At 64.3% G+C, this 22,335-nt stretch carries 33 protein-coding genes; all 33 read right to left on the bottom strand.

Annotation, left to right across the window (positions count from 1 at the left end; all coding sequences use genetic code 11):
- Window positions 1–6 precede the first annotated feature (6 nt).
- The gene (gene rplQ / locus ACGHN1_RS06525; protein ID WP_390549451.1) at window positions 7–429 is read right to left on the bottom strand and encodes a 50S ribosomal protein L17; all 423 of its coding nucleotides are present in this window, start codon (window positions 427–429) and stop codon (window positions 7–9) included.
- Between the two features lie 81 nt (window positions 430–510).
- Window positions 511–1,566 carry a DNA-directed RNA polymerase subunit alpha gene (locus ACGHN1_RS06520; protein ID WP_390549449.1) on the bottom strand — a complete coding sequence of 352 codons (1,056 nt, stop codon included), beginning with the start codon at window positions 1,564–1,566 and terminating at the stop codon, window positions 511–513.
- Between the two features lie 104 nt (window positions 1,567–1,670).
- Window positions 1,671–2,060, bottom strand: coding sequence for a 30S ribosomal protein S11 (rpsK, locus tag ACGHN1_RS06515; RefSeq protein ID WP_265557413.1), 390 nt, complete (start codon window positions 2,058–2,060; stop codon window positions 1,671–1,673).
- 58 nt (window positions 2,061–2,118) lie between these two features.
- Entirely contained in the window at window positions 2,119–2,487 is a 369-nt protein-coding gene (gene rpsM / locus ACGHN1_RS06510; protein ID WP_390549447.1) for a 30S ribosomal protein S13, read from the bottom strand.
- A 321-nt stretch (window positions 2,488–2,808) separates the two neighbouring features.
- Window positions 2,809–4,167 carry an NADP-specific glutamate dehydrogenase gene (gene gdhA, locus ACGHN1_RS06505; RefSeq protein WP_390549445.1) on the bottom strand — a complete coding sequence of 453 codons (1,359 nt, stop codon included), beginning with the start codon at window positions 4,165–4,167 and terminating at the stop codon, window positions 2,809–2,811.
- A gap of 117 nt (window positions 4,168–4,284) precedes the next feature.
- On the bottom strand, window positions 4,285–4,941 hold the full coding sequence (locus ACGHN1_RS06500) for an SRPBCC family protein (protein ID WP_390549444.1): 657 nt from the start codon (window positions 4,939–4,941) through the stop codon (window positions 4,285–4,287).
- Between the two features lie 83 nt (window positions 4,942–5,024).
- A complete protein-coding gene (locus ACGHN1_RS06495; RefSeq protein WP_390549442.1) occupies window positions 5,025–5,669 on the bottom strand; it encodes an adenylate kinase in 645 nt (214 codons plus the stop codon).
- Between the two features lie 26 nt (window positions 5,670–5,695).
- Entirely contained in the window at window positions 5,696–7,060 is a 1,365-nt protein-coding gene (gene secY, locus ACGHN1_RS06490; protein WP_390549440.1) for a preprotein translocase subunit SecY, read from the bottom strand.
- Window positions 7,061–7,165: 105 nt separating this feature from the next.
- Window positions 7,166–7,690 carry a 50S ribosomal protein L15 gene (rplO, locus tag ACGHN1_RS06485; RefSeq protein ID WP_390549438.1) on the bottom strand — a complete coding sequence of 175 codons (525 nt, stop codon included), beginning with the start codon at window positions 7,688–7,690 and terminating at the stop codon, window positions 7,166–7,168.
- Window positions 7,691–7,755: 65 nt separating this feature from the next.
- Entirely contained in the window at window positions 7,756–7,956 is a 201-nt protein-coding gene (rpmD, locus tag ACGHN1_RS06480; protein WP_390549437.1) for a 50S ribosomal protein L30, read from the bottom strand.
- 5 nt (window positions 7,957–7,961) lie between these two features.
- Entirely contained in the window at window positions 7,962–8,690 is a 729-nt protein-coding gene (gene rpsE / locus ACGHN1_RS06475) for a 30S ribosomal protein S5 (protein ID WP_390549799.1), read from the bottom strand.
- A 167-nt stretch (window positions 8,691–8,857) separates the two neighbouring features.
- A complete protein-coding gene (gene rplR / locus ACGHN1_RS06470) occupies window positions 8,858–9,202 on the bottom strand; it encodes a 50S ribosomal protein L18 (protein ID WP_390549435.1) in 345 nt (114 codons plus the stop codon).
- 1 nt (window position 9,203) lies between these two features.
- On the bottom strand, window positions 9,204–9,737 hold the full coding sequence (gene rplF / locus ACGHN1_RS06465) for a 50S ribosomal protein L6 (protein ID WP_390549434.1): 534 nt from the start codon (window positions 9,735–9,737) through the stop codon (window positions 9,204–9,206).
- A complete protein-coding gene (gene rpsH, locus ACGHN1_RS06460) occupies window positions 9,737–10,132 on the bottom strand; it encodes a 30S ribosomal protein S8 (protein WP_390549432.1) in 396 nt (131 codons plus the stop codon). Before rpsH ends, rplF begins: the two co-directional genes overlap by 1 nt.
- An 11-nt stretch (window positions 10,133–10,143) precedes the next feature.
- Window positions 10,144–10,449, bottom strand: coding sequence for a 30S ribosomal protein S14 (gene rpsN, locus ACGHN1_RS06455; RefSeq protein ID WP_390549430.1), 306 nt, complete (start codon window positions 10,447–10,449; stop codon window positions 10,144–10,146).
- A 26-nt stretch (window positions 10,450–10,475) separates the two neighbouring features.
- Window positions 10,476–11,060 (bottom strand): 50S ribosomal protein L5, encoded by a 585-nt coding sequence (gene rplE / locus ACGHN1_RS06450; RefSeq protein ID WP_390549428.1) that lies wholly within the window; start codon window positions 11,058–11,060, stop codon window positions 10,476–10,478.
- Window positions 11,053–11,373 carry a 50S ribosomal protein L24 gene (gene rplX, locus ACGHN1_RS06445; protein ID WP_390549426.1) on the bottom strand — a complete coding sequence of 107 codons (321 nt, stop codon included), beginning with the start codon at window positions 11,371–11,373 and terminating at the stop codon, window positions 11,053–11,055. The genes rplE and rplX overlap by 8 nt, the downstream gene beginning before the upstream one ends.
- Window positions 11,373–11,741 (bottom strand): 50S ribosomal protein L14, encoded by a 369-nt coding sequence (gene rplN, locus ACGHN1_RS06440; protein ID WP_066775183.1) that lies wholly within the window; start codon window positions 11,739–11,741, stop codon window positions 11,373–11,375. The genes rplX and rplN overlap by 1 nt, the downstream gene beginning before the upstream one ends.
- 69 nt (window positions 11,742–11,810) lie before the next feature.
- Window positions 11,811–12,101 (bottom strand): 30S ribosomal protein S17, encoded by a 291-nt coding sequence (gene rpsQ / locus ACGHN1_RS06435; protein WP_390549424.1) that lies wholly within the window; start codon window positions 12,099–12,101, stop codon window positions 11,811–11,813.
- Window positions 12,102–12,103: 2 nt separating this feature from the next.
- A complete protein-coding gene (gene rpmC, locus ACGHN1_RS06430; RefSeq protein WP_390549422.1) occupies window positions 12,104–12,343 on the bottom strand; it encodes a 50S ribosomal protein L29 in 240 nt (79 codons plus the stop codon).
- Entirely contained in the window at window positions 12,343–12,777 is a 435-nt protein-coding gene (gene rplP / locus ACGHN1_RS06425) for a 50S ribosomal protein L16 (protein WP_390549420.1), read from the bottom strand. The genes rpmC and rplP overlap by 1 nt, the downstream gene beginning before the upstream one ends.
- 11 nt (window positions 12,778–12,788) lie before the next feature.
- Window positions 12,789–13,484 carry a 30S ribosomal protein S3 gene (gene rpsC / locus ACGHN1_RS06420; RefSeq protein ID WP_390549418.1) on the bottom strand — a complete coding sequence of 232 codons (696 nt, stop codon included), beginning with the start codon at window positions 13,482–13,484 and terminating at the stop codon, window positions 12,789–12,791.
- A 1-nt stretch (window position 13,485) separates the two neighbouring features.
- Window positions 13,486–13,863, bottom strand: coding sequence for a 50S ribosomal protein L22 (rplV, locus tag ACGHN1_RS06415; RefSeq protein WP_390549416.1), 378 nt, complete (start codon window positions 13,861–13,863; stop codon window positions 13,486–13,488).
- Window positions 13,863–14,141, bottom strand: a complete 279-nt coding sequence (gene rpsS, locus ACGHN1_RS06410) for a 30S ribosomal protein S19 (RefSeq protein WP_390549414.1) — start codon at window positions 14,139–14,141, stop codon at window positions 13,863–13,865. The genes rplV and rpsS overlap by 1 nt, the downstream gene beginning before the upstream one ends.
- Window positions 14,142–14,147: 6 nt before the next feature.
- Window positions 14,148–14,984: a 50S ribosomal protein L2 gene (rplB, locus tag ACGHN1_RS06405; RefSeq protein WP_390549412.1), complete on the bottom strand. Its 837-nt coding sequence runs from the start codon at window positions 14,982–14,984 to the stop codon at window positions 14,148–14,150.
- 4 nt (window positions 14,985–14,988) lie between these two features.
- Window positions 14,989–15,303: a 50S ribosomal protein L23 gene (locus ACGHN1_RS06400; protein WP_390549410.1), complete on the bottom strand. Its 315-nt coding sequence runs from the start codon at window positions 15,301–15,303 to the stop codon at window positions 14,989–14,991.
- Window positions 15,296–15,919, bottom strand: coding sequence for a 50S ribosomal protein L4 (gene rplD / locus ACGHN1_RS06395; RefSeq protein WP_390549408.1), 624 nt, complete (start codon window positions 15,917–15,919; stop codon window positions 15,296–15,298). Before rplD ends, ACGHN1_RS06400 begins: the two co-directional genes overlap by 8 nt.
- A 2-nt stretch (window positions 15,920–15,921) precedes the next feature.
- Window positions 15,922–16,803 (bottom strand): 50S ribosomal protein L3, encoded by an 882-nt coding sequence (gene rplC, locus ACGHN1_RS06390; RefSeq protein WP_390549406.1) that lies wholly within the window; start codon window positions 16,801–16,803, stop codon window positions 15,922–15,924.
- Window positions 16,804–17,027: 224 nt separating this feature from the next.
- On the bottom strand, window positions 17,028–17,339 hold the full coding sequence (rpsJ, locus tag ACGHN1_RS06385; protein ID WP_006831877.1) for a 30S ribosomal protein S10: 312 nt from the start codon (window positions 17,337–17,339) through the stop codon (window positions 17,028–17,030).
- A gap of 321 nt (window positions 17,340–17,660) precedes the next feature.
- Window positions 17,661–18,851, bottom strand: a complete 1,191-nt coding sequence (tuf, locus tag ACGHN1_RS06380; protein WP_390549402.1) for an elongation factor Tu — start codon at window positions 18,849–18,851, stop codon at window positions 17,661–17,663.
- Between the two features lie 91 nt (window positions 18,852–18,942).
- Entirely contained in the window at window positions 18,943–21,078 is a 2,136-nt protein-coding gene (gene fusA / locus ACGHN1_RS06375; protein WP_390549400.1) for an elongation factor G, read from the bottom strand.
- 122 nt (window positions 21,079–21,200) lie between these two features.
- Window positions 21,201–21,671 (bottom strand): 30S ribosomal protein S7, encoded by a 471-nt coding sequence (gene rpsG, locus ACGHN1_RS06370; protein WP_390549398.1) that lies wholly within the window; start codon window positions 21,669–21,671, stop codon window positions 21,201–21,203.
- A 213-nt stretch (window positions 21,672–21,884) separates the two neighbouring features.
- Window positions 21,885–22,256 (bottom strand): 30S ribosomal protein S12, encoded by a 372-nt coding sequence (rpsL, locus tag ACGHN1_RS06365; RefSeq protein ID WP_115366484.1) that lies wholly within the window; start codon window positions 22,254–22,256, stop codon window positions 21,885–21,887.
- Window positions 22,257–22,335 lie beyond the last annotated feature (79 nt).

The following is a 22,335-nucleotide window of genomic DNA, read 5'->3' as shown; positions in this document are numbered from 1 at the left end:
GAGCGCTTACGCGTCTTCGAACTCGTCTTCTTCGGCCATCACCGGGCCGCTGTCCTGGCCCTTGGCGTCCTCGTCGCGGTCGACGAACTCGATGATCGCCATCTGCGCGGCGTCGCTGCCGCGGTAACCGGCCTTGATGACGCGCGTGTAACCGCCTTCGCGGTCGGCATAACGCTCGGCCAGCGTGTCGAACAGCTTCTTGAGCTGGGTCTCGTCGCCGAGACGGCTCATCGCCAGGCGGCGGTTGGAGAGGCCGCCGCGCTTGGCCAGCGTGATCAGCTTCTCGACATAGGGGCGCAGTTCCTTCGCCTTGGCGGCGGTGGTCAGGATCTGCTCGTGCTTGATCAGCGCGGCGCTCATGTTGCGGAACAGCGCATTGCGGTGGCCGGTCTTGCGCTGCAACTTGCGGCCGGAAATCTTGTGACGCATGTCTTTATCCTTCGTTCGAAAAAGGCCCGTTCCAGGTAGCCCAGTGCCGGCGGCGGTTGGGGCCCGCCGCCATCGCCCGTGTCAGCCCAGCAGCTCTTGTTCGAGCTTCTTGGCCATTTCCTCGATGTTCTCCGGCGGCCAGCCGGGGATGTCCATGCCGAGGCGCAGACCCATCGACGAGAGCACTTCCTTGATCTCGTTGAGGCTCTTGCGGCCGAAGTTCGGCGTGCGGAGCATCTCGGCCTCGGTCTTTTGGACCAGGTCGCCGATGTAGATGATGTTGTCGTTCTTGAGGCAGTTGGCGGACCGCACCGACAGTTCCAGCTCGTCGACCTTCTTCAGGAGGTAGCGGTTGAGCTGGTTGGTGTCGCTTTCCTGCGGCTCGGCGGCCTGGCCGATCATCGCGCTGGAAGGCTGCGGAATGCCGTCCTCGAAGTGGACGAACAGGGTCAGCTGGTCCTGAAGGATGCGGGCCGCATAGGCGACGGCATCTTCCGGCGTCACGGTGCCGTCGGTCTCCACGGTCAGCGAGAGCTTGTCGTAATCGAGTTCCTGCCCGACGCGGGCGTTTTCGACCTTGTAGCTCACCTGCCGGACCGGCGAATAGAGGCTGTCGACCGGAATCAGGCCGATCGGCGCATCGGCCGGGCGGTTCTGCACCGCCGGAATGTAGCCCTTCCCGACATCGGCGGTCAGCTCCATGTTGAGCGTCGCGCCCTCGTCGAGATGGCAGATCACCAGATCCTTGTTCATCACTTCGATGTCGCCCGACGTGGCGATGTCGCCGGCCTTGACCGCCCCGGGACCGGTCGCGGACAGCTGCAAACGCTTCATGCCGGCGCCTTCCATGCGCAGCGCGATCTGCTTCACGTTGAGGACGATGTCGGTGACATCCTCGCGCACGCCGGCGAGGCTGGAGAATTCGTGCAGCACGTTCTCGATCTTGATCGAGGTGATCGCGGCGCCCTGGAGGCTGGAGAGCAGCACGCGGCGCAGCGCATTGCCGAGCGTCAGGCCGAAGCCGCGCTCGAGGGGTTCGGCGACGAAGGTGGTCTTGCGCTTCTTGTCGCCGCCATCCTTGATGTCGAGAGTGTTGGGTTTCTTGAGTTCCTGCCAGTTCTTGGTGTTGACGGACATGGATTTCCCCTGGAGGTTAGATGCGGACGGGACCGGGGTGCTGGGCGGAGCGACCGGTCCGTAAGGAGATCGGCGGGGCGCTCACCCCGCCGAACAGGTACGGATCAGACGCGACGGCGTTTGGAGGGCCGCACGCCGTTGTGCGGGATCGGCGTCACGTCGCGGATCGAGGTGATGGTGAAGCCGACCGCGGCAAGACCGCGCAGCGCGCTCTCGCGGCCCGAACCCGGGCCCTTCACTTCGACTTCCAGCGTGCGCACCCCGTGTTCGGCGGCCTTCTTGCCGGCATCGTCGGCGGCGACCTGCGCGGCGTAGGGCGTCGACTTGCGGCTGCCCTTGAAGCCCATCATGCCGGCGCTGGACCAGCTGATGGCATTGCCCTGCGCATCGGTGATTGTGATCATCGTGTTGTTGAAGCTGGCGTTGATATGCGCGACGCCGCTGGTGATGTTCTTCTTGTCGCGCCGCCTGATCCGGCTGGGTTCGCGTGCCATGTGACTGTCTTCCTTATATTCTCAAGAAGGGAAAAGCGTGACGGGAAGCCCCGTCCGCTTACTTCTTCTTGCCGGCGATCGGCTTGGCCTTGCCCTTGCGGGTGCGGGCGTTGGTGTGGGTGCGCTGACCGCGAACGGGCAGACCGGCGCGATGACGCAGGCCGCGATAGGACCTGAGGTCCATCAGCCGCTTGATGTTCATCGCGGTTTCGCGGCGCAGATCGCCCTCGACCTGATGATCCTCGTCGATCGTCTCGCGGATGCGCAGGACTTCCTCGTCGGTCAGATCCTGCACGCGGGTCTTGTGATCGATCCCGAGCTTGTCGGCGATGCGCACGGCGGTCGTGCGACCGATCCCGTGAATATAGGTGAGCGCGATGATCACGCGCTTGTTGGTGGGGATGTTGACCCCGGCAATACGAGCCACTTACTTCTCCATGCTCCACAGGGTCTGGCCGCTTGCGTCGGGCGGCGAACCCTATCTCATAGCGATTGTCGATCCGACCGGCAGCCCTAACGCAAAAAGCCCGGATGGCGCACGAATTGGCTGGCGCCTGCCGGACTGGACCTTACCTGTCGAATGAAGGCGCGCTTAATCGGATTCGCCCGAGGCGTCAACCGGTTTGCGCGCGCGAACGACGCACCCGCCATATGGGCGATGCGATCCGCGTTTCAACCCTCATAGCCTATCGCGCGGCAACCGTCAAAACGGGCGGCACTTCCTCATGGGACGCGCCGCCCCCATTTGTCAGACGACCCCGAAAGCCAGCATCGCATCGGCGACCTTCTTGAAGCCCGCGATATTGGCCCCCTTCACGTAATCGACATGCCCGTCTCCGCGATCGCCGAACTCGACGCATTTGGCGTGGATGCCCTCCATCAGGTCGGTGAGCATTTCGCCCAGGCGGCCGTGATTCCACGAGATACGCTCCGAATTCTGGCTCATTTCGAGGCCCGACACCGCGACGCCCCCGGCATTCGCCGCCTTGCCGGGCGCATACATGACCCGAGCCTTCTGGAAGACATGCACGCCTTCCAGCGTCGTGGGCATGTTGGCACCCTCGGACACCGCCTTCACGCCGTTGTCGACCAGCGTCTTCGCCTCGTCCTCGTTGAGCTCGTTCTGGGTCGCGCAGGGCAGCGCGAGATCCGCCGCGACTCCCCAGGGCCGGCCCTCGTGGAAGCTCGCACCCTTGAACTCGTCCGCATATTCGCTGATCCGGCCGCGCTTGACGTTCTTCAGGTGCTTGATCCAGTCGATCTTCTCCTGGGTCAGCCCATCGGGATCGTGAATGTACCCGTCCGAATCCGACAGGGTGAGGACCTTGCCGCCAAGCTGGGTGAGCTTTTCCGCGGCATGCGTCGCGACATTGCCCGAGCCCGAGATCACCGCGGTGTGCCCTTCGACATCCATGCCCTTGTGCTTGAGCATGTTGCGCAGGAAATAAACGGCGCCGTAGCCGGTAGCTTCGGGGCGCATGGCCGAGCCGCCATATTCCAGCCCCTTGCCGGTCAGGACCCCTTCCCAGCGGTTCACGATGCGCTTGTACTGACCGAACATGTAGCCGATCTCGCGCCCGCCGACGCCGATGTCGCCGGCCGGCACGTCGGTGTCGGGGCCGATATGGCGATAGAGTTCGGTCATGAAGCTCTGGCAGAAGCGCATGACCTCGGCATCGGACTTGCCCTTGGGGTTGAAGTTCGCCCCGCCCTTGCCGCCGCCCATCGGCAGGCCGGTAAGCGAATTCTTGAAGGTCTGCTCGAACGCCAGAAACTTGAGCGTGCCTTCGGTCACGCTCGGGTGGAAGCGGATGCCGCCCTTGTAGGGGCCGATCGCGTTGTTGCATTGGACGCGCCATCCGCGCTGGACGCGGATGTTGTGATTGTCGTCTTCCCAGCACACGCGGAAGCTCACCACCCGGTCCGGCTCGGCGATCCGGCGCAGGATCTGGGCCTGGTGATATTGTTCCTTGTCCTCGATGAATTCGAAGATGTCCTGCGATACCTCCTGCACCGCCTGAACGAATTCCGGCTGCCCCGGATTGCGCTTCTTCACCCCTTCCATGAACTGGTCGAGATTGACGTGACGATCGTAAACTGAAGCCATGTGTCGCTGTCCTTACCTGATCCAGCCAAGCGGCCGGGAAATTGCCCTGTGTCGCGACCTGCGCCGTCAAGCGCACTGGTGTTCTTGCGACCGCTCGTCCGGCGGCCTTGTCGGAATTCAATCGTCGTCGGCGAGCGCGTCGATCTGCGCTTCGAGGCTCGGCTCTTCCGGCGGTTCGTCCGGTTCTGAGTCGGTGGCGACGGCCGGGGGCTCGACGCCGTCCAGCGCGCCCAGATGCGCCTGCAGTCCGCGCAGCTGCTCGCTCATCACCGCATCCACGGCACCGGAAATCTGGCCTATCTCGTAGCGCATCGGACCGCCGACATTGTATTCCCACAGGATCCGCGTGCCGCCCTCGATCTCTTCCATCGTGATGGTCAGCACCCCGGTTGCGGGCTCGCCCTGCAAGGGTCCGAAGCCGCCGCGCATCCGCAGGACGCGAAGCGGAAAGGCCTGGACGACCGTGGCGTGCAGCGCACTGCCGTCCATGGCGTAGCCATTGGCGCTGTCGTCGCCCGGAATGGTCTCGCAGAAGCAGCCGCCGGCCTGCGGGGTCAGCACCATGTTTCCGGCATCGCCCGACCAGCTGTGCCGATCGTTCCACCAATCGCCCGGTTTGATCAGCGCAAGCCACGTCTCCAGCGGGGAGACAGCCACCGTCGCGGTGTCCCGCGTGACGAAGCCCGTAACCGTCGTCGACACGACTTCCGCGGACACGGGAACGGAGGCCGAGAGACAGGCCAGCGCGGTCATCATGGACAAATTGCGGCGCATCCCGGCCCCCCTCGCGCGGGTGTTTAGGACAGCTGCGAAACGTTGGAAAGAGGGAAGCGAACCGCGCGCCCGCGGTCGCGCAATCAATCGAGGATCGCGTCGAGCGCGTGAGTGACTTCTTCGATGCTGGCCATGCCGTCGACGCGGCTGACGATCCCCCGCGCCTCGTAGCCGGGCAGGATCGGTGCGGTCTCCGACCGATAGACTTCCATCCGGTGACGCACCGTTTCCTCATTGTCGTCCGGCCGGCGCTTGAACTCGGTCGAACCGCACTTGTCGCAGACGCCCTCGACCTCGGGGGTCTTGAAGCTGTCGTGGTAGCCCTCGCCGCAGGCGGCGCATGTGAAGCGGCCGGTGATCCGTTGCACCAGCGCATCCTCGTCGACCTCGAGTTCGATCACATGGTCGAGCTTGCGTCCGTGGCTGGCGAGGATCTCGTCCAGCATTTCGGCCTGAGCGGCGGTGCGCGGATAGCCGTCGAAGATGGCGCCGGTCTCGCGGCCCATCGCGGTCAGCTCGGCATCGATCAACTGGGACACGATCTCGTCCGAAACGAGTTCGCCCTTTTCCATCACCGCCTTGGCCTTGATGCCCACCGGCGTTTCGGCCTTCACCGCGGCGCGCAGCATGTCGCCGGTCGAAAGCTGCCGCATCCCGTGGTGTTCGACCAGACGCTGGGACTGTGTGCCCTTCCCAGCCCCCGGCGGCCCAAGCAGAATGATATCCATCTCGCCCCTAACCCCTCGGGCAGCGCTCAGCGCAGCCGCCCCTTCAGTTTGGCCTTCTTGATCAGATCGCCATACTGGTGCGCCAGAAGATGCGACTGGATCTGGCTGATCGTGTCGACCGTGACGTTCACGACGATCAGCAGGCTGGTGCCGCCCAGGAAGAGCGGAATGCCCGTCTGAGCGATCATGTATTCGGGAATGACGCAGACCAGCGTCAGGTAGATCGCCCCGACGACTGTGATGCGGGTGAGGACGTAGTCGAGATATTCCTCGGTTCGCTTGCCCGGCCGGATGCCGGGGATGAAGCCGCCGTTGCGCTTCAGGTTCTCGGCCGTTTCCTCCGGATTGAAGACCACCGCGGTGTAGAAGAAGCAGAAGAAGATGATCCCCGCCGCATAGAGCGTCATGTAGAGTGGCTGGCCGTGCGCGAGGTACTGATTCAGCGCCACGACGATGCTGCCCATCGTGCTTTCGGTGTTGACCGAATTGCCGGCGAACTGGGTGATCGTCAGCGGCAGGAGCAGCAGCGAGCTGGCGAAGATCGGCGGTATGACGCCGGCGGTGTTGAGCTTGAGCGGCAGGTGCGAACGGTCCGCCTGCATCATCCCTCGCTGCGTGGCCCGCTTGGGATACTGGATCAGCAGGCGCCGCTGCGCGCGTTCCATGAAGCTGATGAGCAGGATCAGGACGACCACCATCAACAGGAAACCGATGATGATCCCGGCCGAGATCGAACCGGTCCGTCCGCCTTCGAACAGATTGGAAGCGAATTGCGGAAACTGGGCGACGATGCCCGCCATGATGATCAGCGAAACGCCGTTGCCGATACCGCGGCTGGTGATCTGCTCGCCCAGCCACAGCAGGAACATCGTGCCCCCGACCAGGCTGATGACCGCGCCGACGCGGAACATGTAGCCGGGATCGACGACCGCCTGGAGCCCGCTGGCGGCACCGAAGCTCTCGAGACCGGCGGCGACGAACCAGCCCTGGATCGTACACAGGAAGACCGTGCCGTAGCGGGTGTACTGGTTGAGCTTCTGGCGCCCGACAGTGCCTTCCTTCTTCAGCGCGGCGAGCGTGGGATGCAGCGCACTGGCGAGCTGAACCACGATCGATGCGGTGATGTAGGGCATCACGCCGAGCGCGATCAGGCTCATGCGCTCCAGGCTGCCGCCGGTGAACATGTTGAACATGTCGAGGATGCCGCCGCGCGTCTGGTCCGCCAACTGGCTGAGCACGCGCGGATTGATACCCGGGAGCGGCACGAAGCTCAGGAACCGGAAGACGATCAGCGCACCGACCGTGAACCATATCCGCTGGCGGAGCTCGGTCGCCTTGGAGAAATTGGCCAGGCTCATCTGGCTGGCGAAACTGTCGGCGCGTGATGCCATGTTACTTGGTCGATCCTAGCTTTGCGCCGGCCCGTCTCCGGCGATGACCGGACAGATAGGGAGCGGGCGACGGAATGTCGAACCCGCTCCCCGAAATATTACCGGTCAGTTCGACTTCTTGGCCTTGTTGGCTTCGGTGCGCGCGGCTTTCTTCTCGTGCTCGGGCTGCGCCTTCGCAAGGACCTCGACCGAGCCGCCGGCCTTCTCGACCGCCTCGATCGCACCCTTGGACGCACCGGCCACGACGAACTTCGCCTTGGCGGTCAGCTCGCCCTTGCCCAGCAGGCGGACGCCATCCTTGCCGCCGCGCGCCAGGCCCGCGGCCTTCAACGCCGCGTGGTCGATGTCCTTCTTGGCATCGAGCTTCTTGGCATCGATGAACTTCTGGACCATCCCCAGATTCACCTCGGCATAGTCCTTGGCGAAGGGATTGTTGAAGCCGCGCTTCGGCAATCGCATGTGCAGCGGCATCTGGCCGCCCTCGAAGCCCTTGATGGCGACGCCCGAACGGGCCTTCTGGCCCTTCTGGCCGCGCCCGGCGGTCTTGCCCTTACCCGAGCCGATGCCACGGCCGACACGCATGCGGTCCTTGCGGGCACCGGGGTTGTCGCGGATGTCTGTCAGTTTCATAGTGTGCACTCGCTTTCGCTTTGTTCGCGCTGGAAAACGGCACCCCCGTCCGGGGTGCCGGTCGATCAGTCGTTCACCACCTCGACCAGATGCGGGACCTTTGCGAGCGCGCCGCGCACCTCGGGGGTGTCCTGGCGGGTCACGGTCTTGTGCATCTTGTTGAGGCCCAGGCCGATCAGGATCTTGCGCTGGCTTTCAGGCCGACGCAGCGGCGATCCGATCTGACGGATGGTGATGGTATCGTTGGATTTCTTGTCTTGGGCCATCTGACTTACTCCGCCACAGCCGCGGCGTCGGCTTCCGCCTCAGCCTCGCTCGCGCCGCCACGACCCAGGAGGTCGGCGACCTTCTTCCCGCGACGCTGCGCCACCGACTTCGGCGAAGTCTGGCTGGTCAGCGCGTCGAAAGTGGCGCGGATCATGTTGTAGGGGTTCGACGTACCCACCGATTTGGTCACCACGTCGGCCACGCCCAGGCTCTCGAACACGGCGCGCATCGGACCGCCGGCGATGATGCCGGTACCCGGAGGCGCCGTGCGGACGGTCACCTTGCCGGCACCGAAACGGCCGTTGCCGTCGTGATGCAGCGTGCGGCCTTCCTTCAACGGAACGCGGACCATGTGCTTGCGCGCAGCGGCACTCGCCTTCGAGATGGCTTCCGGCACTTCGCGGGCCTTGCCCTTGCCGAAGCCGACCCGGCCGGAACCGTCGCCGACCACGACCAGCGCCGCGAAGCCGAAGCGCTTGCCGCCCTTCACCGTCTTGCTGACGCGATTGATGTGCACCAGCTTCTCGATGATGCCGTCGTCTTCTTCCTCGCGGCGCCCGCCACGACGGTCGTCCCGGCCACGCCCGCGGCCGCGGCCACGATCGCCGCCGCCACCGCCGCGATTGTTGTCGCGGCCGCCGCGGTTGCCCCCGCGGCCGCGTTGTTCGGGCTGCCCTTCGGCACCCTGCGCGGGATCCTGGTTGTCGGCGGCCTCGGAAGGCGTATCGGCAATAGCCGGCTCTTCCTTGGTCACGGCGTGCTCGGTTTGCGCTTCGACGACGCCGGAATCGGCCTTCGCCTTGGCGACCTCGGGCGTTTCCGCCGGACCTTCGGCAGCCTTGGTCTCTTCGACCTGCTGGCCTTCGTTGGCCTTGTCGGTGTTTTCGTTCTCGGACATCATCAGAACTCCAGCCCGCCTTCGCGAGCGGCGTCGGCCAGCGCTTTCACGCGGCCATGGAAAAGGAACCCGCCGCGATCGAACACGACGGTGGTCACGCCCGCCTTCTTGGCGGCGGCCGCGATGTCGCTGCCGACCTTGGTCGCGGCATCGACATTCGCGCCGGAAGACTTGGCGCCGAGCGTAGAGGCCGCGGCGACGGTCTTGCCCGAGGAATCGTCGATGATCTGGGCGTAGATGTGCTTGCCGGTGCGGTGCACGGACAGGCGCGGCTTGTCGCCGGCGCGCCGACGCAGAGCGGTGCGCACCCGGCGGCGGCGGCGTTCGAAGAGGGAAAGCTTGGCCATCTTACTTCTTCTTCCCTTCCTTACGGAAGATATATTCGCCCTGGTACTTGATGCCCTTGCCCTTGTAGGGTTCGGGCTTGCGCCAGCGGCGGACTTCGGCGGCGAACTGGCCGACCTTCTGCTTGTCGATGCCCGAGATCTCGACCGTGGTCTGATCCGGCGTCTTGACTTCGAGGCCTTCCGGAACATCGAGATCGACATCGTGCGAATAGCCGAGCTGAAGCTTGAGCTTCTTGCCCTGCGCCTGCGCACGGTAGCCGACGCCGGAGATCTGCAGCGTCTTGCTGAAACCGTCCGTGACACCCTCGACCAGGTTGGAGACCAGCGTACGCTGCATGCCCCAGTGGTTGCGGGCGGCGCGCGTGTCGTTGGCCGGCTGGACCGAGATTTCCTCGCCCTCGACCTTGTAGTCGATCAGGTCGGACAGGCCCATGGTCAGGGTGCCCTTGGGACCCTTCACCGACAGCGTGTCGCCTTCGATATTGGCGGAAACCCCGCTCGGGATCGCCACCGGACGTTTGCCGATGCGGCTCATCAGAACACCTCCGCCAGCACTTCGCCACCGACGTTCTGGGTGCGTGCCTCGTTGTCGGAGAGCACGCCCTTGGGCGTCGAGACGATGGTGATGCCGAGGCCGTTGCGCACGATCGGAAGTTCCTTCGAACCCGAATAGACGCGGCGGCCGGGCTTCGAGACGCGAGCGACATGCTTGATCGCAGGTTCGCCCTCGAAATACTTCAGTTCGATCCGCAGCGCGGCGTGCTTGCCCGAGGAATCTTCGGTGTAGCCACGGATGTAGCCTTCGCGCTGGAGCACTTCGAGCACGTTCGCGCGCAGCTTGCTGGCGGGCGAGAGGACGCTGTCCTTCTTCGCCTGCTGGCCGTTGCGGATGCGGGTGAGCATGTCACCCAGGGGATCGGTCATAGCCATCTATCGGTTCCTCACCAGCTCGACTTGGTCAGGCCCGGAATCAGGCCCTTGTTGCCGAGGTCGCGCAGTTCGATGCGGTTCAGGCCGAACTTGCGGTAGTAGCCGCGCGGGCGGCCGGTGGTGGAGCAGCGGTTGCGCACCCGGGTCGGGTTCGCATTGCGCGGGATCTCGGCCATCTTCAGCCGGGCCATCAGCCGCTCGGTATCGTCGAGCGACTCATCGTCCGCGATAGCCTTCAGCTTCGCGTACTTGTCCGCATACTGCTTGACGAGCTTCTTGCGACGCTCGTTCTTGTTGATCGAACTCAGTTTCGCCATTGGACTTAAGTTCCTCTGCTAGCGGCTTACGCCGCTTCCTTCTCTGCGTCGGCCGACTTCTCGGCCGGGAACGGGAAACCGAACAGGCGGAGCAGCTCGCGCGCTTCCTCGTCGGTCTTCGCCGTGGTGGTTACGATGATGTCCATGCCCCGGACCTTCTCGATCTTGTCGTAGGAGATCTCGGGAAAGACGATCTGTTCCTTCAGGCCCATGGCGTAATTGCCACGGCCGTCGAAGGAACGCGGATTGAGGCCGCGGAAGTCGCGGATGCGCGGCATTGCCACGGTCACCAGGCGGTCGAGGAATTCGTACATCCGGTCGCGGCGAAGAGTCACCTTCGCACCGATCGGCATGCCCTCGCGCAGTTTGAACTGCGCGATCGACTTCTTGGCCTTGGTGATGACCGGCTTCTGGCCGGCGATCAGCGCCATTTCCTCGGCGGCGGTCTGGACCTTCTTCTTGTCCTGGCTCGCCTCGCCCACGCCCATGTTGAGCGTGATCTTCTCCAGCCTCGGGACCGCGAGCCGGTTGGCATAACCGAACTTCTCGGTCATCGCCTTGACGATCTCGTCCTCGTAGCGGGACTTCAGACGGGGGGTGTAATCAGCCATCGATGGTCTCCCCGGACTTGACTGCGACGCGCACTTTCTTGCCGTCCTTCTCTTCGAAGCGGACACGGGTCGGCTTGCCGTCCTTGGGATCGGCGATCGCGACCTTGCCGATCGGCATGGGTGCGGCGAACCGGTCGAGCCCGCCCTGCGGGTTCTGCTGGCTCGGCTTGCGGTGACGGGTGGCGACGTTGACGCCCTCCACGACGATCTTGCCTTCCTTGGGCATGACCTTCTGGACGGTGCCGGTGTTGCCCTTGTCCTTGCCGGACAGGACGACGACGGTGTCACCCTTCTTGATCTTCGCGGCGGCCATCACAGCACCTCCGGAGCAAGGCTGATGATCTTCATGAAGCCCTTGCCGCGCAGCTCGCGAACCACGGGGCCGAAGATACGGGTGCCGATCGGCTCCTCGCTCTTGTTGACGAGCACGGCGGCGTTGCTGTCGAAACGGATCACGCTGCCATCGGGGCGGCGCACGTCCTTCTTCGTCCGCACGATGACGGCGCGATGGACATCGCCCTTCTTCACCTTGGCGCGTGGCTGGGCTTCCTTCACGGAAACCACGATCACGTCCCCGACACTCGCGGTCCGGCGCTTCGACCCGCCCAGCACCTTGATGCACTGGACGCGCTTCGCGCCGCTGTTGTCCGCGACGTCGAGATTGGATTGCATCTGGATCATCGATCCGGTTCCTTCTCACTGGCTTGCCGGGACGGCCCCGGTTTCGGGGGCCCGACAGTTCCTAAAACGTCAGTTTCCTGCGGCTTCGACTTCGAGGTTGGCGTCGACCGCCTGCGTGCCGCCCGCCGTCACCCGATCCTTGACCGCCCAGGTCTTGGTCTTGGAGATCGGCTTGGTCTCCTCGATCCGCACGATATCGCCGAGCTCGTATTCGTTCTGCTCGTCATGGGCGTGATACTTTTTCGAGCGGCGGATGATCTTCCCATATAGCGGGTGCTTCACCTTGCGCTCGACGAGCACGGTCACGGTCTTGTCGGTCTTCGTCGAGGTGACCGTACCGATGAGGATACGCTTGGGCATGTTCAGGCCTTCTCTTTCGTGGCGGCCGCGTTCTTTTCCTTGGCCTTGCGCTCGGTCTGCAGCGTCTTGATCCGGGCGATGTCGCGACGGACCTCGCGGATGCGCGCGGGGCGCTCGAGCTGATTGGTCGCCGACTGGAAGCGCAGGTTGAACTGCTCCTTCTTCAGATCGACGAGCTGCTCACCGAGCTGGTCGTCGGTCTTCGTCCGCAGATCCTCGGCAGTGGATTTCTTCTGGGCCATCATTCACCTCCCAGGTGCGAGGTGTCGCCGAAACGGGCGACGACCTTGGTCTTGACCGGCAGCTTCATCGCCGCACGCTCGAACGCTTCGGCGGCCAGCGGGCCGGCGACACCGTCGAGCTCGAACAGGATACGGCCCGGCTTCACGCGTGCGGCCCAGTATTCGACCGAACCCTTGCCCTTGCCCTGACGGACCTCGGCAGGCTTCTTCGATACCGGCACGTCCGGGAAGACGCGGATCCAGAGACGGCCCTGACGCTTGATGTGGCGCGTGATCGCGCGGCGAGCGGCCTCGATCTGGCGCGCGGTGATGCGTTCCGGTTCCAGCGCCTTGAGACCGTAGGATCCGAAGTTGAGGTCGGTGCCTCCCTTCGCATTGCCCTTGATCCGGCCCTTGAACGCCTTGCGGAACTTGGTTTTCTTCGGTTGCAGCATTGTCTCTTACCTCAGCGGGCCGGGCGGACGCCGGACGTCTGCGATTCCATCATCAACCGGTCCTGCGCGGTCGGATCGTGGCCGAGGATCTCGCCCTTGAAGACCCACACCTTGATGCCGATGATGCCATAGGCGGTCAGCGCCTCGGCCTCGGCATAGTCGATGTTGGCGCGCAGGGTGTGCAACGGCACGCGGCCTTCGCGATACTGCTCGACACGCGCGATCTCGGCACCGCCGAGACGTCCGCCGCAGACGATCTTGATGCCTTCGGCACCCAGACGCATGGCGGACTGCATCGCGCGCTTCATGGCGCGGCGAAAGGCGACACGGCGGACCAGCTGGTCGGCGATGCCCTGGGCAACGAGCTTGGCGTCGACTTCCGGCTTGCGGATCTCGACGATGTTCAGCTTGACCTCGCTCGCGGTCATCGTCGCCAGCTTGGTGCGCAGCTTCTCGATGTCCGCGCCCTTCTTGCCGATGATGACACCCGGGCGGGCGGCATAGATCGAGATGCGGCACAGCTTGGCCGGACGCTCGATCACCACCTTCGAAATCGCCGCCTGCGGCAGCGAATCGATGATGAACTTGCGGATCTCGATGTCTTCGCTGAGCAGCTTGGCATAGTCGCGCCCTTCGGCGTACCAGCGGCTGTCCCAGGTGCGGTTGATCTGCAGGCGCAGACCGATCGGATTGCTCTTCTGACCCATCTTATGCCTCTTCCTGCTCGCGGACGACGATCCGAAGCCGGCTGAACGGCTTGAGGATGCGGGTGGACTTGCCACGGCCGCGCGTGTGGAACCGCTTCATGGTAATCGACTTGCCGACGGATGCCTCGGCAACCACCAGCGCATCGACGTCGAGATCGTGGTTGTTCTCCGCATTGGCGATCGCCGAAGCGAGCACCTTGCTGGCGTCTCGCGCCATCGACTTCTTGGAGAAGGCGAGGATGTTCATGGCCTCTTCGGCCTTCTTGCCGCGGATCAGCTCGGCGACGAGGTTGAGCTTCTGGGCCGAACCACGGATCGTGGTCCCGACGGCCAGTGCCTCGTTCTCGGCGACGCGGCGGGGGGCTTTAGGCTTGCTCATCAGCGCTTACCCTTCTTGTCGGCGGCATGGCCCGGGAAAGTCCGCGTGGGCGCGAACTCGCCGAGCTTGTGGCCGACCATCTCTTCCGAGACGGAGACCGGAATGAACTTGTGACCGTTGTAGACGCTGAACGTCAGCCCGACGAAATCGGGAAGGATCGTGCTGCGTCGCGACCAGGTCTTGATCGGCTTGTTGTTGGCGTTCGCTTCCTGAGCTTCCTGCGCCTTCTTCAGAAGGCTGAGCTCGACGAACGGACCTTTCCAGACGGAACGTGCCATGTCCGGTTACCTCTTCTTCTTCGCGTGGCGCGAACGGATGATCATCTTGTCCGTCTGCTTGTTCTTGCGGGTGCGGGCACCCTTGGTCGGCTTGCCCCAAGGGGTGACCGGATGGCGGCCACCGCTGGTGCGGCCTTCACCACCACCGTGCGGGTGGTCGACCGGGTTCTTGGCGACACCGCGGGTCAGCGGCCTGCGGCCCTTCCAGCGGGTGCGGCCGGCCTTGCCGAAATTCTGGTTCTGGTTGTCGGGGTTCGACACCGCACCGACCGTGCCCATGCAATCGGCGCGCAGGTAACGCTGCTCGCCGCTGTTGAGGCGCACGATCACCATCCCGCGGTCGCGACCGACGAGCTGGACGTAAGTGCCGGCCGAACGGGCGATCTGGCCGCCCTTGCCCGGCTTCATCTCGACATTGTGACAGATCGTGCCGACCGGCATCTGACCGAGCAGCATGGCGTTGCCAGGCTTGGTGTCGGTACGCTCGCCGGCGACGACCTTGTCGCCCACCGCAAGCCGCTGGGGCGCGATGATGTAGGCGAGCTCGCCGTCCGCGTACTTCACCAGCGCGATGAAGGCCGTGCGGTTGGGATCGTATTCGAGCCGCTCGACCGTACCCTCGACATCCCACTTGCGACGCTTGAAGTCGATGTAGCGGTACTTCTGCTTGTGACCGCCGGCGATGCCGCGCGAGGTCACATGGCCCTTGTTGTTGCGGCCGCCCGTCTTGCGCTTGCCTTCCGTCAGCGACTTCACCGGACCACCCTTGTGGAGGGCCGACTTGTCGACGAGGATGAGGCCGCGGCGCGCGGGGCTCGTCGGTTTGTAGTTCTTCAGTGCCATGGGATCAGCTCACACCTTCGGTGATGTCGATCGGATCCTGACCCTCGGCGAGGGTCACGATCGCCTTCTTCTGGTCGCTGCGCTTGTAGGGCTTGCCCCTCCAGCGCTTGGTCTTGCCCTTCACGTTGATCGTGTTCACCGCGGCGACCTTGCGATCGTAAAGCGCTTCGATCGCTTCCTTGATCTGCGGCTTGGTCGCACTGTTGGCAACCTTGAAGACGACCGCATTGTGCTCGGACGCCATCGTCGACTTCTCGGTGATGTGGGGGCTCAGGATCACGTCGTAGTGACGCGAATCGATTGTCTGCTTCTTAGCCATTGAACCTGGCCTCCAGCTTCTCGACCGCGTCCCGCGTGAGGACCAGCGTGTCGTGCTTCAGGATGTCGTAGACGTTGGCCCCCATCGCCGGGAGCACGTTCACGCCCGGGAGATTGCCGGCGGCCTTCTTGAAGCCATCGTCCACGCTTTCGCCGCCGATCACCAGAACCTTGCCGTTCCAGCCGTTCTTGTCGAACTGGCCCTTGAGCGCCTTGGTCTTGGCATCCTTCAATTCGAGGCTGTCGACGATGATCAGACCGTCCTTCGCCTTGCTCGAAAGCGCCATCTTCAGGCCGAGCGCGCGAACCTTCTTGTTCAGCGAGCTGTTGAAGTCGCGCTTGCGGGCGCCATGGGCCTTGCCGCCGCCGATGAAGATCGGAGCGCCGCGATCGCCGTGGCGAGCGCCGCCGGAGCCCTTCTGACGGCCGAACTTCTTGCCGGTGCGGGCCACGTCGGAACGCTCGCGCGTCGGACGCGCCGTCTCGCGACGGTTCCACAGCTGCCAGGTGACGACGCGGTGGAGGATATCGGCGCGCGGCTCGACGCCGAACACGGTATCGCTCAGCTCGATGTCGCCGGACGCCTTCCCATCCAGGTTCTGGACCTTGACCTTCACGATCAGGACTCCTTGCTTTCGCCGGCGTCGCCATCGGCGCTCGGCGTGGTGCTGTTGTCGTCGGCCGCGCCGGTGTCGGCATCCGCGCCCGCGTCCTGCTGCTGCAGGAGTTCTTCCTGCTGCTCGGCGGACACTTCGGGGTTAACCTGGCTTTCGGCGGCGGTCTCGATCAGGCCGGCATCGGCCTCGTCGTGTTCGAACTCGTCGCGGTTGCGGTACATCACGCCCGGGAACGGCAGGTCCTCGTGCTTCACCTTCACGGCGTCGCGGACGAGCATCCAGCTATTCTTGGCACCCGGGACCGAGCCCTTGACGAAGAGCAGGCCGCGATCGGCATCGGTGCGCACGATCTCGAGGTTCTGCTGGGTGCGCTGACGGTCGCCCATGTGACCGGCCATCTTCTTGCCCTTGAACACGCGGCCCGGATCCTGGCGATTGCCGGTCGAACCGTGCGAACGGTGGCTGATCGAGACGCCGTGCGTCGCGCGCAGACCCCCGAAGCCCCAGCGCTTCATGGCGCCGGCAAAGCCCTTGCCCTGCGTGTGGCCGGTGATGTCGACCTTCTGGCCGGCGACGAAATGTTCGGCCGAGATGCGGGCGCCGACCGGCAGCAGCCCGTCCTCGCCTTCGACGCGGAATTCCGCGACCTTCATCTTCAGCCCGACGTCGGCCTTGGCGAAGGCTTCGCGCTGCGGCTTGTTGACGTTCTTCTGCTTGGCCTCGCCCGCGCCGAGCTGGACGGCGAAATAACCGTCGCGCTCCTGTGTGCGCTGGGCAGTGACCTGGCAATTCTCCAGCGCGAGAACGGTGACCGGCACGTGCCGACCGTCCTCCTGGAAGAGGCGGGTCATCCCGACTTTTTTCGCGATAACGCCTGTGCGCATCGACTGAACTCCTCGACAGAGGCACCCGGCCCATCCGGGTGCTTGCTTGGCCCAATTGTCTGATGCGTCGCCCGTCCGGGCCAAACCTGCTTCCCTTGGGAGGAAGCGAGACGGGAGACGCAGCCCGGAAGGTATCCGGCGGTATCTCGTTTTCGCCGAGGCCGCAGCCCCGCGCTGGTGCCCCAGCGACCCCGGATCAAGTCCGGGGCTAAGGGCAAACTGACCTAGGCCAGTTTGATCTCGACATTGACACCCGCGGCCAGGTCGAGCTTCATGAGCGCGTCCACGGTCTGGGCGTTGGGCTGCACGATGTCGAGCAGCCGCTTGTAGGTGCGCACCTCGAACTGCTCGCGCGACTTCTTGTCGATGTGCGGGCCGCGGTTCACGGTGAACTTCTCGATACGCGTCGGCATGGGAATGGGACCACGAATGAGAGCACCCGTGCGACGCGCCGTATCTGCGATTTCGCCAGTCGCCTGGTCGAGAACGCGGTGGTCGAACGCCTTGAGGCGAATGCGGATGTTCTGTGCTTCCATTACCTGTACCGATGCGAAAGAGCCAAGCGAGCGTCCGGCGTTGCCGCGTTCAACCCGCAAAAAAAGAAAGGTCCGACCCGCTGGTCCCCGGTTTCCCGGAACGGGCGACCTTCCTGAAATTCGTTGGCGGAGACGAATCTCCGTCCGTGGACGCGCATATACGGAGAGAGCCTGTGGCTGGCAACCCCGTAATTCCGACAAATTCCCGCTCTGTCGAAACCCTGCGGCGAAGCGTGCCTCGCACTCGGCGCATCATGGTTGAAAAGCGAAGGGCCCAGCCTTCCGAAGAAGGCCGGGCCCCTACGTTTTCAGCCGTTGGGCTTACTTGGTGATCTTGGAGACCACGCCCGAGCCCACGGTGCGGCCGCCTTCGCGGATCGCGAAGCGCAGGCCTTCGTCCATGGCGATCGGTGCGATCAGCTTGACGCCGATCGACACGTTGTCGCCCGGCATGACCATCTCGGTGCCCTCGGGGAGAACGACCTCGCCGGTCACGTCCGTCGTGCGGAAGTAGAACTGCGGACGGTAGTTGGCGAAGAACGGCGTATGACGGCCGCCCTCGTCCTTCGAAAGGACGTAGACCTCGGCTTCGAAGTCCGTGTGCGGATTGACCGAACCCGGCTTGGCCAGAACCTGGCCACGCTCCACGTCCTCGCGGCCGATGCCGCGGATCAGCGCACCGATGTTGTCGCCGGCTTCGCCGCGATCGAGCAGCTTGCGGAACATCTCGACGCCCGTGACGGTGGTCTTCTGGGTGTCCTTGATGCCGACGATCTCGACTTCGTCGCCGACATTGACGACGCCGGTCTCGACACGGCCGGTCACGACGGTGCCGCGGCCGGAGATCGAGAACACGTCTTCGATCGGCATCAGGAAGGCTTGGTCGACCGGACGGTCGGGCTGCGGGATGTGCTCGTCGACGGCATCCATCAGCGCGATGATCGATTCCTTGCCGATGGTGTCGTCACGGCCTTCGAGAGCGGCAAGCGCCGAACCCTTGATGATCGGAATGTCGTCGCCCGGGAAGTCGTAGGCGCTGAGAAGTTCGCGAACTTCGAGTTCGACGAGCTCGAGCAGCTCCTCGTCGTCGACCTGATCGACCTTGTTGAGGTAGACGACCAGCGCCGGCACGCCAACCTGACGGGCGAGGAGGATGTGCTCGCGGGTCTGGGGCATGGGGCCGTCGGCGGCGTTCACGACCAGGATTGCGCCGTCCATCTGGGCGGCACCGGTGATCATGTTCTTCACATAGTCGGCGTGGCCCGGGCAGTCGACGTGCGCATAGTGACGCGAAGAGGTCTCGTACTCGACGTGCGCGGTCGAGATGGTGATGCCGCGCTCACGCTCTTCGGGCGCCTTGTCGATATTGGCGAAGTCGACGGCTGCGCCGCCATGCTCTTCCGCCATGACCTTCGTGATCGCCGCGGTCAGCGTGGTCTTGCCATGGTCGACGTGACCGATGGTGCCGATGTTGCAGTGCGGCTTGTTGCGCTCGAATTTTTCCTTCGCCATTTCTCGTATAACCTCTGTCTGGATTGATTTTTCTGCGGGAGAAAGGCGACGCCCGCTGAATCAGGCGCCGCCCCTAGACCTTGCGCCTGCCTTAGGCAAGCTTCTCCTTGACTTCCTGCGCGACGTTTGCCGGCACTTCGTCGTAGTGGCTGAACTGCATCGAATATTGCGCGCGGCCCTGGCTGAACGAGCGCAGTTCGTTGACGTAACCGAACATGTTCGCGAGCGGCACGAAGGCCTCGACCGCCTGGGCGTTGCCGCGGCTGTCGGTGCCCTGGATCTGCCCGCGACGCGAGTTGAGATCGCCGATGACGTCGCCGAGATAGTCCTCGGGGGTCACGACTTCCACCTTCATGATCGGTTCGAGCAGCTTGATGCCGGCCTTGTTGGCCGCTTCGCGCATCGCGCCGCGCCCGGTGATCTCGAAGGCGACCGTGCTCGAGTCGACATCGTGATACTTGCCGTCGAGCAGCTCGATGGTGAAGTCGATGATCGGGAAGCCGACCAGATAGCCACTCTCGGCCTGCTCGCGCATGCCCTTTTCGACCGACGGGATGTATTCGCGGGGAATATTGCCGCCCTTGATCTGGTCGTCGAAGATGATGCCCTGGCCGCGTTCGCCGGGGATCACGCGCACCTTCGCCTCGCCGAACTGACCCGAGCCGCCCGACTGCTTCTTGTGCGTGTAGGTCACCTCGACCTCGCGAGCGAGCGATTCACGATAGGCGACCTGCGGCGCGCCGACGTTCGCCTCGACCTTGAACTCACGCTTCATGCGATCGACCAGGATGTCGAGGTGCAGCTCGCCCATGCCCTTGATGATCGTCTGACCGCTTTCGTGGTCGGTGGAGACGCGGAACGAGGGATCCTCGGCTGCCAGGCGATGAAGGGCGACGCCCATCTTCTCCTGGTCGGCCTTGGTCTTGGGCTCCACCGACAGCTCGATCACGGGCTCGGGGAATTCCATCCGCTCGAGGATGATCGGCTTGGCCGGATCGCACAACGTGTCGCCGGTGGTGGTGTCCTTCATCCCGGCCAGCGCGACGATGTCGCCCGCAAAGCCTTCCTCGATGTCCTCGCGGTTGTTCGAGTGCATCAGCAGCATGCGGCCGATCTTTTCCTTCTTGTCCTTCACGCTGTTGAGCACCGTGCCCTTGCTGAGCTTGCCCGAATAGATGCGCGTGAAGGTGAGCGAGCCGACGAAGGGATCGTTCATGATCTTGAACGCCAGCGCGCTGAACGGCGCGTCGTCGCTCGACGGACGCTCGGCCTCTTCCTCGGTGTCGGGCAGGACGCCCTTGATCGCCGGCACGTCGAGCGGGCTCGGCATGTAGTCGACGACGGCGTCGAGCAGGGGCTGGACGCCCTTGTTCTTGAACGCGGAGCCGCACAGCACGGGCACGAAGGCGCGGGCCATGGTGCCCTTGCGGATCAGCTTCTTGAGCGTCGCGGCATCGGGCGCCTCGCCCGTTTCGAGATAGGCCTCCATCGCGTCGTCGTCCTGCTCGACGGCGGTCTCGACGAGCTTCTCGCGGTATTCGGCCGCCTTGTCGGCGAGGTCGGCGGGGATTTCGACGAATTCGTACTTCGCGCCGAGATCCTCGGCCTGCCACACGATGCCGCGCATGTTGACGAGGTCGACGACGCCCTTGAGGTCGCTCTCCGCACCGATCGGCAGGTAGAGGACCAGCGGCGTCGCGCCGAGGCGTTCGACGATCGAGTTGACGCAATAATAGAAGTCGGCGCCGGTGCGATCGAGCTTGTTGATGAAGCACATCCGCGGGACGCCGTACTTGTCGGCCTGGCGCCAGACGGTCTCGGATTGGGGTTCCACCCCGGCAACTCCATCAAAAACCGCCACCGCGCCGTCGAGCACGCGCAGCGAACGCTCGACCTCGATGGTGAAGTCGACGTGGCCGGGGGTGTCGATGATGTTGATGCGGTGCTTCGGCTGGTCGGCGCGCAGGCTCTCCGGGTCCGACATCGGGTCCATGGTCGGATCCTCGGCGGTCCAGAAGGTCGTGGTCGCGGCGGACGTGATGGTGATCCCGCGCTCCTGCTCCTGCTCCATCCAGTCCATGGTCGCGGCGCCGTCGTGGACTTCGCCGATCTTGTAGGACTTGCCGGTGTAGTAGAGGATGCGTTCGGTCGTGGTGGTCTTGCCGGCATCGATGTGCGCCATGATGCCGATATTGCGATAGCGCTCCAGCGGATAGTCGCGGGCCATAGGAAATTCCTCGAAGTTCGGGGGCGAGACGGGCTCGGCCTCCCATGTAGGGATTTGTGTGACGGGTTAAAGACGGGGCTCGCGCAGTCCAGCGCCGCGCGGCCCCGCCCTGTCCCTCTCGCCTACCAGCGGTAGTGGCTGAAGGCGCGGTTGGCGTCGGCCATGCGGTGGGTGTCTTCCCGCTTCTTGACCGCGTTGCCGCGGTTGTTGGCCGCATCCATCAGCTCGCCCGACAGGCGCGCCGCCATGGTCGTCTCGGCCCGGCCGCGCGCGGCGTTGATGAGCCAGCGGATGGCGAGCGCCTGGGCACGCTCGGGGCGCACCTCGACCGGCACCTGGTAGGTCGCACCGCCGACGCGGCGCGAACGCACCTCGACCTGGGGCGCGATGTTCTGCAGCGCATTGTGGAACAGCTCGATCGGGTTCGCCTTGGCCTTGGCCTCGACCACGTCGAGCGCGGTGTAGACGATCCCCTCGGCGACGGCCTTCTTGCCGTCGTACATGAGGTTGTTCATGAATTTCGAAAGGACCTGATCCCCGAACTTGGGATCGGGCAGGATTTCCCGCTTCTCGGGACGACGACGACGTGACATATTTTCTCACTCCTTCGGAGTTCGGGGCGGTGCCGGCCCGTCTCCGCGTTTTCCTCTTTTTGGCCAACCACCCGAGGCTTGGTCATCGGGTGGTTTGGGCCAAGAGACAAAAACTTGAGAGGGCTGGAACCGAGGTCGACCCGCACGGGTCGACCGCACCCCACAAAAACTAAAACCTAGCCACCGGCGCAGTTGCCGGCGACCCGCTCCACCTTACTTCGGACGCTTGGCGCCGTATTTCGAACGGCTCTGCTTGCGGTCCTTCACGCCCTGCGTGTCGAGCACGCCGCGCAGCACGTGGTAGCGCACGCCGGGAAGGTCGCGCACACGGCCGCCGCGGATCAGCACAACCGAGTGCTCCTGCAGGTTGTGGCCCTCGCCGGGAATGTAGGAGATGACCTCGCGCTGGTTGGTCAGGCGCACCTTGGCGACCTTGCGCAGCGCCGAGTTCGGCTTCTTCGGGGTCGTCGTATAGACGCGGGTGCACACGCCGCGCTTCTGCGGGTTGGCTTCCATCGCAGGGACCTTGCTCTTGGCCTTCTGCGGAACGCGGCCCTTGCGGACCAGCTGGTTGATCGTCGGCATAGATATCTTTCTCTTCACCGTATGAAGGTGACGACTAGCGGGATGGGGATGGAAGTTCGGTAGCTCGCGCCAGGGTCAT

Origin of the sequence: Qipengyuania sp. MTN3-11, assembly GCF_042851825.1 — a bacterium.
GTDB lineage: Bacteria > Pseudomonadota > Alphaproteobacteria > Sphingomonadales > Sphingomonadaceae > Qipengyuania.
Note: the sequence above shows the minus strand (reverse complement) of the source record. Positions and strands in the feature narration are given on the sequence as shown.

Excerpts from the sequence above, each read along its gene's own strand:
- rpsC (WP_390549418.1), bottom strand. The coding sequence starts at position 13,484 with ATGGGTCAGAAGAGCAATCCGATCGGTCTGCGCCTGCAGATCAACCGC.
- rplC (WP_390549406.1), bottom strand. The coding sequence starts at position 16,803 with ATGCGCACAGGCGTTATCGCGAAAAAAGTCGGGATGACCCGCCTCTTC.
- rplE (WP_390549428.1), bottom strand. The coding sequence starts at position 11,060 with ATGGCTGATTACACCCCCCGTCTGAAGTCCCGCTACGAGGACGAGATC.
- ACGHN1_RS06500 (WP_390549444.1), bottom strand. The coding sequence starts at position 4,941 with ATGCGCCGCAATTTGTCCATGATGACCGCGCTGGCCTGTCTCTCGGCC.
- rpsS (WP_390549414.1), bottom strand. The coding sequence starts at position 14,141 with ATGGCACGTTCCGTCTGGAAAGGTCCGTTCGTCGAGCTCAGCCTTCTG.
- rplO (WP_390549438.1), bottom strand. The coding sequence starts at position 7,690 with ATGAAACTGACAGACATCCGCGACAACCCCGGTGCCCGCAAGGACCGC.
- gdhA (WP_390549445.1), bottom strand. The coding sequence starts at position 4,167 with ATGGCTTCAGTTTACGATCGTCACGTCAATCTCGACCAGTTCATGGAA.
- rplX (WP_390549426.1), bottom strand. The coding sequence starts at position 11,373 with ATGGCCGCCGCGAAGATCAAGAAGGGTGACACCGTCGTCGTCCTGTCC.
- tuf (WP_390549402.1), bottom strand. The coding sequence starts at position 18,851 with ATGGCGAAGGAAAAATTCGAGCGCAACAAGCCGCACTGCAACATCGGC.
- rpsJ (WP_006831877.1), bottom strand. The coding sequence starts at position 17,339 with ATGGAAGCACAGAACATCCGCATTCGCCTCAAGGCGTTCGACCACCGC.
- fusA (WP_390549400.1), bottom strand. The coding sequence starts at position 21,078 with ATGGCCCGCGACTATCCGCTGGAGCGCTATCGCAATATCGGCATCATG.
- rpsQ (WP_390549424.1), bottom strand. The coding sequence starts at position 12,101 with ATGCCCAAGCGTATCCTCATCGGTACGGTCACCTCGACGAAGACCGAC.
- rpsG (WP_390549398.1), bottom strand. The coding sequence starts at position 21,671 with ATGTCACGTCGTCGTCGTCCCGAGAAGCGGGAAATCCTGCCCGATCCC.
- rpsH (WP_390549432.1), bottom strand. The coding sequence starts at position 10,132 with ATGGCTATGACCGATCCCCTGGGTGACATGCTCACCCGCATCCGCAAC.
- ACGHN1_RS06400 (WP_390549410.1), bottom strand. The coding sequence starts at position 15,303 with ATGGCTAAGAAGCAGACAATCGATTCGCGTCACTACGACGTGATCCTG.
- ACGHN1_RS06495 (WP_390549442.1), bottom strand. The coding sequence starts at position 5,669 with ATGGATATCATTCTGCTTGGGCCGCCGGGGGCTGGGAAGGGCACACAG.
- rpmD (WP_390549437.1), bottom strand. The coding sequence starts at position 7,956 with ATGGCCCAAGACAAGAAATCCAACGATACCATCACCATCCGTCAGATC.
- rpsN (WP_390549430.1), bottom strand. The coding sequence starts at position 10,449 with ATGGCGAAACTGAGTTCGATCAACAAGAACGAGCGTCGCAAGAAGCTC.
- rplR (WP_390549435.1), bottom strand. The coding sequence starts at position 9,202 with ATGGCCAAGCTTTCCCTCTTCGAACGCCGCCGCCGCCGGGTGCGCACC.
- rplN (WP_066775183.1), bottom strand. The coding sequence starts at position 11,741 with ATGATCCAGATGCAATCCAATCTCGACGTCGCGGACAACAGCGGCGCG.
- rplP (WP_390549420.1), bottom strand. The coding sequence starts at position 12,777 with ATGCTGCAACCGAAGAAAACCAAGTTCCGCAAGGCGTTCAAGGGCCGG.
- secY (WP_390549440.1), bottom strand. The coding sequence starts at position 7,060 with ATGGCATCACGCGCCGACAGTTTCGCCAGCCAGATGAGCCTGGCCAAT.
- ACGHN1_RS06520 (WP_390549449.1), bottom strand. The coding sequence starts at position 1,566 with ATGTCCGTCAACACCAAGAACTGGCAGGAACTCAAGAAACCCAACACT.
- rplF (WP_390549434.1), bottom strand. The coding sequence starts at position 9,737 with ATGAGCCGCATCGGCAAACGTCCGGTGGCGATCCCGAGCGGGGTTTCC.
- rpsL (WP_115366484.1), bottom strand. The coding sequence starts at position 22,256 with ATGCCGACGATCAACCAGCTGGTCCGCAAGGGCCGCGTTCCGCAGAAG.
- rplQ (WP_390549451.1), bottom strand. The coding sequence starts at position 429 with ATGCGTCACAAGATTTCCGGCCGCAAGTTGCAGCGCAAGACCGGCCAC.
- rplV (WP_390549416.1), bottom strand. The coding sequence starts at position 13,863 with ATGAGCAAGCCTAAAGCCCCCCGCCGCGTCGCCGAGAACGAGGCACTG.
- rpsK (WP_265557413.1), bottom strand. The coding sequence starts at position 2,060 with ATGGCACGCGAACCCAGCCGGATCAGGCGGCGCGACAAGAAGAACATC.
- rplB (WP_390549412.1), bottom strand. The coding sequence starts at position 14,984 with ATGGCACTGAAGAACTACAAACCGACGAGCCCCGCGCGCCGCGGCCTC.
- rpmC (WP_390549422.1), bottom strand. The coding sequence starts at position 12,343 with ATGGCCCAGAAGAAATCCACTGCCGAGGATCTGCGGACGAAGACCGAC.